The sequence below is a fragment of the Gordonia sp. UBA7860 genome, from assembly GCF_002500165.1.
GTDB classification, from domain to species: domain Bacteria; phylum Actinomycetota; class Actinomycetes; order Mycobacteriales; family Mycobacteriaceae; genus Gordonia; species Gordonia sputi.
On the sequence record NZ_DLSO01000185.1, the window covers coordinates 1 to 12179 of the forward strand.

11 protein-coding genes are annotated in these 12179 nt (G+C 64.2%); 4 read left to right on the forward strand and 7 right to left on the reverse strand.

Annotated elements, in window-relative coordinates; all coding sequences use genetic code 11:
* Positions 1–57: 57 nt before the first annotated feature.
* The 5 genes from cysC to B3T59_RS22440 all read right to left on the reverse strand — a co-directional run bounded on the left by cysC (position 58) and on the right by B3T59_RS22440 (position 6391).
* Positions 58–2004, reverse strand: coding sequence for an adenylyl-sulfate kinase (cysC, locus tag B3T59_RS22420; RefSeq protein WP_251723095.1), 1947 nt, complete (start codon positions 2002–2004; stop codon positions 58–60).
* Positions 2004–2951, reverse strand: coding sequence for a sulfate adenylyltransferase subunit CysD (gene cysD / locus B3T59_RS22425; RefSeq protein WP_251723094.1), 948 nt, complete (start codon positions 2949–2951; stop codon positions 2004–2006). Before cysD ends, cysC begins: the two co-directional genes overlap by 1 nt.
* Complete coding sequence (gene stf0, locus B3T59_RS22430) at positions 2948–3733, reverse strand: trehalose 2-sulfotransferase (protein WP_251723093.1); 786 nt, start codon at positions 3731–3733, stop codon at positions 2948–2950. The genes cysD and stf0 overlap by 4 nt, the downstream gene beginning before the upstream one ends.
* Before the next feature lie 91 nt (positions 3734–3824).
* Positions 3825–5306, reverse strand: coding sequence for a sulfatase family protein (locus tag B3T59_RS22435; protein ID WP_287005177.1), 1482 nt, complete (start codon positions 5304–5306; stop codon positions 3825–3827).
* A gap of 161 nt (positions 5307–5467) precedes the next feature.
* Positions 5468–6391, reverse strand: coding sequence for a MurR/RpiR family transcriptional regulator (locus tag B3T59_RS22440; protein WP_287005178.1), 924 nt, complete (start codon positions 6389–6391; stop codon positions 5468–5470).
* 138 nt (positions 6392–6529) lie between these two features.
* Between B3T59_RS22440 and B3T59_RS22445 the strand changes: the two genes are divergently transcribed.
* Genes B3T59_RS22445 through B3T59_RS22460 form a run of 4 tightly spaced genes read left to right on the forward strand, consistent with a single transcriptional unit; the run spans position 6530 to position 10761 of the window.
* Positions 6530–8026 carry a glutamine synthetase family protein gene (locus B3T59_RS22445; RefSeq protein WP_287005179.1) on the forward strand — a complete coding sequence of 499 codons (1497 nt, stop codon included), beginning with the start codon at positions 6530–6532 and terminating at the stop codon, positions 8024–8026.
* 35 nt (positions 8027–8061) lie between these two features.
* Complete coding sequence (locus tag B3T59_RS22450; protein WP_287005180.1) at positions 8062–9372, forward strand: aromatic ring-hydroxylating oxygenase subunit alpha; 1311 nt, start codon at positions 8062–8064, stop codon at positions 9370–9372.
* Positions 9369–10031 (forward strand): aromatic-ring-hydroxylating dioxygenase subunit beta, encoded by a 663-nt coding sequence (locus tag B3T59_RS22455; RefSeq protein WP_064867060.1) that lies wholly within the window; start codon positions 9369–9371, stop codon positions 10029–10031. The genes B3T59_RS22450 and B3T59_RS22455 overlap by 4 nt, the downstream gene beginning before the upstream one ends.
* 22 nt (positions 10032–10053) lie before the next feature.
* Positions 10054–10761: a type 1 glutamine amidotransferase gene (locus B3T59_RS22460; RefSeq protein WP_287005181.1), complete on the forward strand. Its 708-nt coding sequence runs from the start codon at positions 10054–10056 to the stop codon at positions 10759–10761.
* Between the two features lie 177 nt (positions 10762–10938).
* On the opposite strand, the gene B3T59_RS22465 is transcribed toward B3T59_RS22460, so the two are convergent.
* Positions 10939–11832 carry a MazG family protein gene (locus tag B3T59_RS22465; protein WP_287005182.1) on the reverse strand — a complete coding sequence of 298 codons (894 nt, stop codon included), beginning with the start codon at positions 11830–11832 and terminating at the stop codon, positions 10939–10941.
* Positions 11829–12179: amidohydrolase family protein (locus B3T59_RS22470; RefSeq protein ID WP_287005183.1), on the reverse strand; the 351-nt coding region annotated here is incomplete at its 5' end. The genes B3T59_RS22470 and B3T59_RS22465, both read right to left, overlap by 4 nt.

A 12179-nucleotide genomic window follows, 5' to 3' on the forward strand; every position in this document is an offset into this window, starting at 1 on the left:
CGACTTTGCCGTGACCCTGGGACTACCCCCGACCGCCGCTGATCGAGCCTGCCGAGATCACTCGGCCAGGACGCCCCGGCGGACCAGCTCGTCGACGACGCGGCCGGCGAGTTCGGCGATGTCGGCGCCGGTGGTGTCGAAGCGCAGGTCGGGGTTCTCAGGCTTCTCGTACGGGGCGTCGACTCCGGTGAGTCCCTTGAGTTCTCCGCGCCGCGCGCGTTCGTAGAGACCCTTGGGGTCGCGGCGTTCGCACTCCCCGACCGGCGTCGACACGTGCACCTCGATGAAGTCGAGGTCGGCGGCGTCGTGGAGTTCGCGGGCGATTTCGCGGTCGGACCGCAACGGCGAGACCATCGACGCGATAGCGATCACCCCGGCATCGGCGAACAGACGCGCGAGATGCCCTACGCGCCTGATGTTCTCGGCACGGTCGCCGGGCGAGAAGCCGAGGTCGTCGGAGATCCCGTGCCGGATGTTGTCGCCGTCGACGAGGTAGGCGACGCGGGCGCGATTGACCAGTTCGCGTTCGAGCGCGACGGCGACCGTCGACTTGCCGGAAGCGGGTAAGCCGGTGAGCCACACCGTCGCACCGCGCTGGCCGGTCTTGGTCCAGCGCTCGCTGCGGCTCAACGCGCTCGGGTGCCACTTGATGTCGTTGCGGGTCGCCTTGCCCGGAATGACCTCGCGCGGTTCGAGGATCGTGCCCGCACCGACCGTGTCGTTCGACGCCTCGTCGATCAGGATGAACGCGCCGGTGTCGCGGTTGCTCGCATACGGATCGGCAACCACAACCGACGACGTTCGCAGGGTGAGTGTCCCAATGTCGTTGAGCGCCAACTCCGACGGCCCGACCTGCTCGAGCAGTGTCTCCGGATCGAGTTTGCGCTCGAGCGCTTGTACCGTCGCCCTTACCGTCGACGCACCCTGCTTGAGCGCCACGCGATCACCCGCGTGGAGCGGCGTCTCCGACAGCCAGCAGACCGTCGCCGACAATTCGCGTGCGGCCACGGGCAGATGCGCATCCTCGGCCCCGCTGACGATCACGTCGCCGCGACCGACGTCGATGTCGTCTGCCAACTGCACCGAAACAGACAACGGCGCAACGGCTGTCGGACGTGCCGGGTCGAGCGTGTCGAGCGCGGTCACTGTGGTGCGTGATCCCGACGGCAGCACGAGAACGGGATCGCCGACATCGAGGGTTCCCGCGGCAACGCGACCGGTGTAACTACGCTTGCCGTCGGCTCCCGGCCGAGATACCCACTGGATGGGCAGACGCAGTTCGCGCGCAACGGGATTGGGCGCGTGCAGCTCGATACCTTCCAGGTATTCGAGCAGTGTCGGGCCGGTGTACCAGGGCGTGTTCTCCGACTTGTTGACGACGTTGTCGCCGAGCTTCGCCGCCACCGGGATCGCGGTGATCTCCGCTGAACCGACATTCGTGGCCAGTTCGTTGAGGTCTGCGACCAACTCTGCGAATCGCTCGGCGGAGAAATCGACGAGATCGATCTTGTTGACCGCGGCTACGATGTGCGGGACACCGACCAGCGTCGCGATACGCGCATGCCGACGTGTCTGGCGCAGCAAGCCTTTTCGGGCGTCGACGAGCAACACCGCGACATGAGCGTTCGACGCTCCAGTGAACGTGTTGCGGGTATAGCGCTCATGCCCCGGGGTATCGGCGAGCACGTAGCTGCGCGTGGGGCTCGAGAAGAACCGGTAGGCGACGTCGATGGTGATGCCCTGCTCACGCTCGGCCCGCAGGCCGTCGGACAGTGCGGCCAGATCGACGTCGCCGTCGTCGGAAGTGACTCCCTCGAGGTGATCTGTCGGCAGTGAGCCGGTGTCGTGCAGGATACGTCCGATGAGCGTCGACTTACCGTCATCGACGCTGCCTGCGGTCGCCAGACGCAGGATCTGCCGTCGAAGCGTGGGAACGCTTGTCCCCAAGAGGTTTTCGCTTCGCTGCGCATCCTCGGAAGGGTCGCGGGTCACGGTCTCGGTCATCAGAAGTAACCCTCTCGTTTGCGGTCCTCCATGGCGGCTGACGACGTGCGATCGTCGGCGCGGGTCTCACCGCGTTCGGATACCGTTGCGGCACTGATCTCTTCGATGATCTCGGGGATCGTTGCCGCACGCGAGCGCACCGCGCCGGTGATCGTCAGATCACCGACCGTGCGGTAGCGAACCCACTCCGTGCTGACATCGTCGGGCGAATCCGGCTGCGAGTAGGGCGACACGGTGAGCAATATGCCGTCGCGGTCGAACACCTCGCGCTCGGCCGCATAGTAGATGGGCGGAAGGTCGAGGTCCTCGAGTTCGATGTACCGCCAGATGTCGGTTTCGGTCCAATTCGACAGCGGGAACACACGAACCGACTCGCCGCGTCGGATTCGCCCGTTGTAGAGCGACCACGGTTCGGGTCGTTGAGCGCGCGGATCCCACTGGCCGAACTCGTCACGGAAACTGAACACCCGCTCCTTGGCACGCGCGCGGTCTTCGTCGCGGCGGGCACCGCCGAACGCGGCGTCGAATCGGCCCGCCTCCAACGCGTCGAGGAGCACGCGAGTCTGGAGTCGGTTACGCGAACCCGACGGATCGGTCGACTCCGCCACGCGTCCCGCGGCGATGGCGTCGGGAACCGATGCGACGATGAGTTTGATTCCGTCGGGGTTGTCGGCGGTCGGCGCGACGCGACGGTCACGGAACTCGATCACCTCGTCGAAGTTGTGTCCGGTGTCGACGTGCAGGACCGGAAACGGCAGCGGATGCGGGCGAAATGCCTTCTCGGCCAGACGAAGTAGCACAATGGAGTCCTTGCCACCGGAAAACAGCAGGACTGGACGTTCGAGTTCTGCAGCCACTTCGCGAATGATGTGCACGGCCTCGGACTCGAGCACCCGCAACGCGGATACGTGGTCGAGGTCGGCTGCGGCGTCGATCTGCGTGGTCATTGCGGGTATCCGTTCCGCACCGCGTCGTCGCGGTACCGCTCGACCCACTCCTTGGAGCGGGCATTGGACTGTGGCTTCAACGGCGGTGGCGGCGCCAGCGCAGGGTCTTGCCCCAGCGCGGAGAGAACACGAGCGGTGGTGCCCGACGGGTCCTTGGTGAGTTCACCGAACTCGATGTCGAGCGGCTCGATGCGCTCCTCAGCGAACCACTCGCGCCACGACTTCTCCTGCGCCAGAAGTATTTCGGCGAGGTGGGCAATGCCTTCGGCGTTGTAGACCGCTGAGTCTTCGGAGGCATCGCCGTCGTGTCGCCATACTCGGGTCTGCACCGCACGCCACATGGATACCGCTTGTGGCACAACGTCTTCCCGGTAGACATGCAGGTACAGCGGATCGTCGCCGAACAGTGTGCGGATCGCGGTGCGCAGCGATCCCGACCCGGTCTGCGTTCGCGAGATCAGCAGGGGCGTCTGATTCCACATCAGTTTGCCGCCCCACACGCCGTTCGACGAACGGCCTGCGGCAAAGACGTCGTCGCGCCACTGTGCGTAGGTTCTGGTGTCGACGACGCCGTCGTCGAGTTCGTCGAGAGCCTCGAGGATCGCAGGGGCGTCGACGCCCGCGAACCATTCACGCGGTTGCGGCGCTAGCGATGTCGCGGGGAAGTATTGGAAGAACTCCTCGGGAGTCCCGGCAACCCCCGTCGCGGCGAGAGACTCGACGAGAAGGGTGCTCCCGCTACGCTGACTGGCGCACACGAGGTAGTTGTCGACTGGCGGCACCCGCTCAGTTTAACCAGCCCGAAAACGCCCGCAACCTGGGAAATTAGGCGCTCGACGCTCCAAACTCTTTACAAAACTCGACGCCTGTGCCTCAGCCGTGCGAGCCGGGGACATCCGCAGATTCGCGAGCCTCGTCGTCGACCTCGCCCTGTTGGATCTCGCCGGTGAGGTCGCGCTCACGTCCGAGTGGACGCCGCGAAGGAAGTGCCTGCTCGTCGGGTGGGGTCTCGACGGCTTGTTCGAAGTAGCGAGTCATGAATTCGTCCGCGATGGCTGTCCCCGCGCGCTCGTCCGGGAGCGCGTCGTCGGTGTCGGCCCGCCACTGGGCCAACCGCGCCGCGAGTTCTGCGCGGATGTGCGCGTAATTCGGGTCGTCAGCGAGATTTGTTCGTTCCCACTGATCGTGCTCGAGATCGTAGAGTTCGACGGCGGGCCGCTCTGCGGTGATGACCGACGCGTCGAGCGATCGCGCCGACGGACTGTCGGCGATGTCGAGCGGGAGTAGCAACGCCGGGCGATGCGCGTAGTTCTCGATATAGCTGTACTTCTTCGTCCGAATCGCTCGGATCGGGTCGTAGGCGTCGTGATACGTCTTCTCCGTGAACACCGCCCCGCGGATCGGCTCTTGCGCATTGCGCACGATCTCGGGGGCATGGGAGACGCCGTCGACGTCGGCTGGCGCGTCGAGACCGAGAAGGTCGAGGATCGTCGGGGTGAGGTCGACACCTGAGAACAGGTCGTCGTACACGCGGGGTTCGATCGCACGCCCCGTCGGTGGCCGGACGATCAGCGCGACGCCGGTCCCCTCCGCGTAGAGCGTCGATTTTGCACGCGGGAACGCCAGACCGTGGTCGGTGATGAAGACGATCCACGTGTTGTGGTCGAGCCCGAGGTCGGCGACGGTGTCGAGGAGGCGCCCCACCGCGTCGTCGGCCTTCGAGATGCTTCCGTGCAGGCCGGCGAGATCTTCGCGTACGTCGTCGGTGTCGGGAAGGAACCCAGGTACCTCGATGCCCGAGGTGTCGGGATGCTTGTACTCGTCGACGGGGTAGGGACGATGGGTCTCGAAGAAGCCTGCGGTGAGCAAAAATGGTTGGGCCGCTTGCTCGTTCGCGGTTCGCTCGACGTACCTGCGCAGCCAGCGCTGCGACTCGGCGACCACGTGATCACATCGGGAGTCGGAGACGTCAACGGTGTCGAAGCCGAGTCGTTGCGGATCGGTGCTCTCGTGCTGCATGCCGAACAGCACGGTCCGATACCCGGCGTCGCCCAGCAGGGCTGGCAGTGTCTGCACGCCGTCGCGGTACTCGAACCCGTGATGAGCGAGGCCGACGAGTCCGTTGTGATGCGGGTACTGACCGGTGAAGAGCGACCCACGAGCCGGTGAGCACAGCGGCGCGGTGGCGTGGGCGTCGGTGAACAGGATCCCCTCCGACGCCAAAGCATCCATGTTCGGACTCTCGACACCGTCGGCCCCGTAGCACGCGAGATGACGCCCGAGGTCGTGCCAGTGCACGAAGATAACGTTCTCGCGCGTGGGGCCTGAGGCGCTGCCGGTGTTGTCGAAAGGCATTTACCCATGATGCACCCGCCGTTTCCGCACGTGGTGGCGGGTAGCACGCCGAGGCTGCCTACCTGGGCTCACCGCGCCAGCACGACGGGATGAAATCAGCGTGAGTGCAATGGTCGCGGCCGGCGTTCGGGGCCGCGCGGGACCGGATGTAGCACTTCCGCCTACCTCGAGCCCTTCGGCTCATTCTTCACTTGCGCGCGCGCTTTACCCGTCTGTCGGCGTTCTTGTTCCTCGGCCAATTGCAGCTGCTCGAACTCCGCGAGCCGATCACGGGCAGGTTCGCCGAGTTCCTTGGCGACAAGCGAGACCAGCAACTCGACCAGCATGAATCCGTGCGCCATCGAGTCGAACGGACCCAGGCCGGAGTGGCTGACGGGAAAGACGGCATTCGCACTCGACGCGAGCGGCGACAAGTACATGTCGGTGACAACCGCGAGCTGAGCACCCCGCTCGGTCACCGCCAGCGCCCAGTCGATAGTCGACTGCTGATACCGACGGAAATCGAAGACGACGGCGATGGTCCTCTCGTCGACGTCAATGAGCGAAGCCATGAGATCACCAGACGTCGGCTCGACCTCATGGACTCCGGGTCGGAGCATGTGCAGATAGCGCGCGAGCTGTGTAGCGAGCACCGAGCTGAATCGGCCGCCGGAGACGATCACGGGTCGTGACGCGTCGGCCAGCGCGGTCACCGTCTCGCGTACTTCGTCGACCGGAAGATTGGTCATCGTCCAGCGAACGCCGTCGCCATAGAGGGTCGACGCCGCGGTCAACATCGACTCTTCGCCCGCCTCGTCTGCCGCCGGATAAACGGCAACCGGTGAGAACAACCGAGTCTGAACCTCGGCGCGGAGCGCCTCCTGAAATGCGCCGTAACCTGCGAATCCGAGCTTGCCGACAAGGCGTAACGCGGTCGGCGCGCTGACGTCGGCCTCCGCGGCGAGTTGCGCGATCGGCACCAGTCCCGCGGTCGGGTACGACTCGACGAGAGCCTCGACCACGCGCATCTCGCCGGGCGCAAGCGAATGCCGTATACGGCGAATCCGTTGTGCCACGGTTCCTTCGAGCGTCGCGAACTCCGTCATACCTCGCAGTTTAGAGGCCGTAGCCCGCGTTACATACGTTTAACTCGTTACGTCACCCCTTCGACACGTAACGAACATAACGTCTACGTCATCGCAGTCGCCCACAGCCCTTGTCCTTGCCGTACCCCGGAGGTTCTCATGTCCGAATCATCTCCCCGCGACTTCATCGTCCGCCACAACCTGTGGACACCCGAACAACACGCAGCCGCTGATGCGATCGCCACACGCGTCAAGGCAAAGGAGTTCAAGACCATTCGCGTGAGCGTGGCTGACCCACAGGGCAAGCTTCGCGGAAAGACGCTGCTACCCAACACATTCCTCTCAACACTGCGCAATGCCCTCGACTTCAGTTCGGCACAATACAATTTCGATTCCGGTGAGAACATCGCGTTCAACCCGTTTACCAAGGGCGGCAGCCTCGACATGGTCGAAATGGAAGGCTTTCCCGACCTGGTCCTCGTCCCCGACCCTCTGACCTTTCGGGAGTTGCCCTGGACACCGGGCACCGGCTGGATTCTCGGCGACATGTACTTCAACGACGGGACACCGGCACCATTTGACGCCCGCCACAAACTCAAGAACGTCATCAGCGACCTCGCCGCCGAGGGCATGACCTTCGTCGCCGGCCTGGAGGTCGAGTTCTACATCACGCGCGTCGTCGACCCGAAGTTGGCGCCTGAGGACAGCGGCGCGCTCGGTAGCCCGCCCGCACCTCCGGAAGTGGAAACCATCGGCAAGGGTTACGCGTATCAGTCCGAGGTACAGATGGATGCCATCGACGACTTTCTCGGAACAATCGCGGAGTATGCCGAAGAACTCGGCATGCCTTTGCGCACAATGGAAGACGAGCTCGGCCCCGGCCAGTTGGAGTTCACCTTCGACGTGCAGGGCGCCCTCGAGGCCGCAGACACCATGACGCTGTTCCGGTCCATGGTCAAGCAGGTCAGCGCACGCATGGGCCTGCACGCAACTTTCATGACCGCACCCGGCCTGCCGGGATTCTGCGCGAGCGGTTGGCATCTGCACCAAAGCCTGACCGACGCCGAGGGCAACAACCTGTTCGTCGCCGACGCCGGGTCCGACGGCCTCCTGTCGCCCATCGGCCGCAGCTTTGTCGCGGGTCTACTCGAACATGCCTGCGCCGCTTCGGTATTCACCACACCCAGTGTCAACGGGTATCGACGCCGTCGTCCCTACTCGCTGGCCCCCGATCGCGCGACCTGGGGTCACGACAACCGCGCCGCGATGTGTCGTGTGCAAGGCGGGCCGGGCGATCCGTCGTCGCACATCGAAAACCGCGTCGGGGAACCGACTGCGAATCCCTATCTGTACCTGGGTTGCCAGATCGCGGCCGGGCTCGACGGAATCAAGCGCAACCTTGATCCAGGTCCCGTGGAAGCCGACCCCTACAGCGCAACCGATCGCCCGAAACTGCCTGTCACACTCATGGAAGCGGTCGACGAGCTCAAGCGCAGCCAGTTCTTCCGCGACACCTTCGGGAATATTTTCGTCGACTGGCTTCTCGGACTGAAGGCTTCCGAGATCGGAAGGTTCCTCGAGGCCGAGCCGGAATGGGAACAGAATCCCGACGCGGTCACCGAGTGGGAACACCGCGAGTACTTCACCAAGTACTGAGACCGTCTCTCCCACACCTCTCTGGAGTGTCATCAATGACCAACACCACCGAAACGTCGGTGTCACCGTTCGACGAACTCGTGACCGATCTGCGTGTCCACCGCACGATGTACACCGACCCGCAGATCTTTGTCACCGAGATGAACCGCGTGTACGGCGGCACCTGGACCTACCTCGCCCATGAGAGTGAGATCCCCGAACCGAACGATTTTGTCCGCCGGAAACTCGGCTTGCGACCGATCATCGTCACCCGCGACCGAAACGGTGAGATTCACGGGCTGATCAACCGCTGTACTCATCGGGGTGCGACGGTGTGCCGCACCGATTCGGGCAACGCACGTAGTTTCATGTGCCCTTATCACAACTGGACCTTCAACAACACCGGCAAACTCACCGGCGTCCCGATGCACAAGGGCTACGGAGCAAGTTTCAACAGAGATGAACTCGGTCTCGGCCGGCTGCGCGTCGACTCCTACCGGGGCTTCATCTTCGGGACGCTGAACCAAGAGATCAGCGATCTCGCAACACATCTCGGCAATGTCACCGACTACATCGACCAGTGGCTCGACCGCTGGCCCGGCGCCGAGTTGGTGGTGCGGCACGGCGAGACCCGCCTGAACTGCAAGGGGAATTGGAAGCTCATCTACGACAACTCCGCCGACGGATACCACCCCGGGTTCTCCCACGCATCGCTGCTGCGGATGCGTAAGGAGCGATACGGCGTCGGCGTCGACATGCAGTGGGCGCTCGGGGACACCGACGCCGGCAAGCAAACGGTCACCGACCTCGGCAACGGCAACACCTTCCTCGATCAGCGAGCTGAGATCGACAGTTACTGGGATTCCGCAGCCCCGATGCCCGGCCAGAACCCGTACGCGAATGCGGTCCGCGCCAAGCTCGACGACGCTGCCGCCAAGGCCGCCCTCGATGTCGTCGTCGGGTCCGGGATGAATCTCAACATCTTTCCAAATCTGTTGATCATCGGTAACCAGATCCAGGTGATCGAACCGTTGGCGGTCGCCGACACCGACATCGTCTGGTACTCGACAAGTCTGCGAGCACCCGACCTGCCGGACGAGATCAACTCGCTGAGAGTTCGACTGCAAGAAGACTTCCCCGCGTTCGGGGAACCCGACGACCTCGCGAACTTCGAAGAGTGCCAGGTCGGTTTGGGCGTTGAGGAAATGGAATGGGTGGTCACCAACCGTCACATCGACACCGACACCGAAACCCTCGACGCCAACGGCAATCTCACCGGGCTGATCACCGACGAATTGCCAATCCGAGCCTTCTGGCGGTACTGGAAGAAGCTGATGACCTCCGACACGAAGCTGGTTGCCCGATGAACGCGCCCGAGATGGGGGTGCACCGCAACGTCGACGATCCCGTCGTCCGCTATGCCTTGGACACGATCCTGCGCGACAGTCTGGAATCGACTTACATCGACGACGACTACTACGCCAAGCTGCGGCACGATCTCGTCGAATGGGACACAGTCGGCACACCTCTCACGCCCGAGGAACGCAATGCCTACGAAGCGCTTGTCCTGCACGAGAGTTGGTTACTCGACCGCCGAGCTTTCGAACAGTGGTACCAGCTCTATTCCCGTCAGTGTCTGTACTGGGTCCCGGCGGTCCGCGACATGCCCGACCCCGAGGCAGGCGATCCTCAGAAGCGTGTCACCATCGCTTTCGACGACCGCCGTCGAATGGGCGACCGTATCGTCTGGCTTCGCACCGGAGTTGCCTATTCGCAGCTACCACCCTCTTATACGACACACGTCAACACGGGCTTCGTGCGCATCGCGACTGACAATCCGGACGAGGTCAAGATTCGTTCGCAATTCATCGTGCACGAGATGCGCGACGGGCATGCTCTGCAAACCGTCCCGGGTTGGATGGGACACGTATTCATCCGCGAGGACGGCGAACTGAAGATCGATCGCAAGATCTCTTGCCTCGTCGACGGACACCGCAGCCATCACAACCTCACGTTCCTGATCTGACGGACGACGGTAGCCTCGACGCATGGGACAGCGAGCACTTGCCGTCATGCATGGCGTGATTCCTGACGAGCAGAAGACGATTCTCGGGTCGCTGCTGCCCGCAATGGAGAATCGCGGCTTTACCGTCGAGATCGTCGGAGTCGACGACCTCGATTCGGTCGACTTGGCCGGTCTCGCGTTCATCTGCGTGACCGGTTCACCCGACTCCGTCTACGACGAGAAGCTGAACTGGGTCGCGCCCGAACGACAATTCCTTCAGCAGGCCGACGCGGCGAACGTACCGATCCTCGGGGTGTGCTTCGGCGGACAGATTCTCGCCAGCGCCCTCGGCGGATCGGTCTCGCCGAGTTCCCGACCCGAGCACGGCTTCACCGAAATCGACACCACGCGACCTGAACTCGTCTCTGCGGGACCATGGATGGAGTTCCACCACGACACGATCACCCCTCCTGACAACGCCGAGGTGATTGCCCGCACCGAGCACAACGTCCAGGCATTCACCGTCCGACGACACCTGGGCCTGCAATTCCACCCCGAGATCACCCCCGAATGTTTCGACGCGTGGCGCATCGGTTTCACGACACGCAAGCGCCCAATCGGCGAGTCGGGAGTCGATATCGCCGCAGTGGCCGCCGACATCCGCCGGCGCGCGGCGGCGGCTGCGGCCGACGCCGACGAGTTGTTGGGCCGCTTCCTGATTCACGCCGGCGTGACGGCGCCGGTCGCCTGACGATCTACGCGCACAACAGCGACTTATGCCGGCATATCCGCGCGTGCAGTTCGGGCGTCTGCGCGGGTGAATGTGTGTCGTATCGAAGGATGTGGGCGCTGCAACACACACATCCTTCAATTCGACACACATTTAGGCCGCGGGGCCGGGCAGCTCGGAACCCCCGCAGCGTCGACCTCACCGCGCGAGAAACGACTCCCACGCCTCGCGCGAGCCGAGCGTCGCGCCGGCAGCTGCAGCACTGGCCTCCGCGTCACGGACCCGTTCCATCAGCGCAAGCGTCCTGGCCCTCGCGGCGGCTTCGACGCTGTCGTCGCCGATCCCGATCGTCACGGTGAGCACCGCGGGGTCGATGGTGTCGACGGGATAGTTCGCGGCGGTCAGGCGTTCGAGCACCTTCTGCGTCAGTGCGAGCGCAGGGGCCGTCGTCGCGATGCCGTCGAGCACCGAGCCACGCTGTTTCTCGGCGGCCTTGCGCTCCTCCCATTCGCGGATCTGCGTCTCGAGGTCGCTGTGTTCGCCGGACAGAACGCCCGGCGTCCGGCCGCGAACCTTGTCGACGAAACTCCGCGCGACGTCGTCGATGTCGAAGGGGGCCACCGGGTCGTCGGCGGCGATCCGCGCGTGGAATAGCACCTGCAGCAGCAGGTCGCCGAGTTCCTCGCGGAGGTTCTCCTGGTCGTCACCGTCGAGGGCGTCGAGCAACTCGTAGACCTCTTCGAGCAGGTACCGCCGCAGCGACGCATGCGTCTGCGTCGACTCCCACGGTCCGTTCCGACGCAGCGTGTCCATCAGCGCGACGGCGTCGAGCAGACTCGCACCCGATCGGCGTTCGACTTCGACGACGTCGTCGCCGTCGGCGATCCGCATACGCACGAGTGGATGCTGCGCGTCCGTCGTGACCAGGGTGAGCGACGAATCGGAATCGGCTGCCGCGGTGACCACATGGTCGAGGTGCCACAGCACCGACGCGGGTACGTCTTCGGTCACCAGCACGGTTCCGGTCAGCACTGCCCGCGCCGCGAGCGGGACAACACCCGGTTGCTGCGGATCGAGCACCACGACCGTCAACGCAACTCCCCCACGCGATAGAACCGTTCGGCGTTGGTGCGCAGCACCGCCTCGGCGACGTCCTCTCCGACCTCGGCGACGAGGAGGTCGATGTCGTCATCACCGAACGGTCGACGCGCCCTGGTCGACGGCAGGTCCGTACCGAACATCAGGGCTGTCGGATCGACAGCCATGATCTGTCGAATCGCGGACGGAACGTCGAGTTCCACCCGACCGAAACCTGTTGCCTTGACCCGTACTCCGCGTTCGACGAGCGACAGGAGCACCGGGAGCCCGGCCGTCGACAATCCGAGATGATCGATACTGACCGCGGGCAACCCAGCAATGACGTCGGTCAGGTCGTCGAG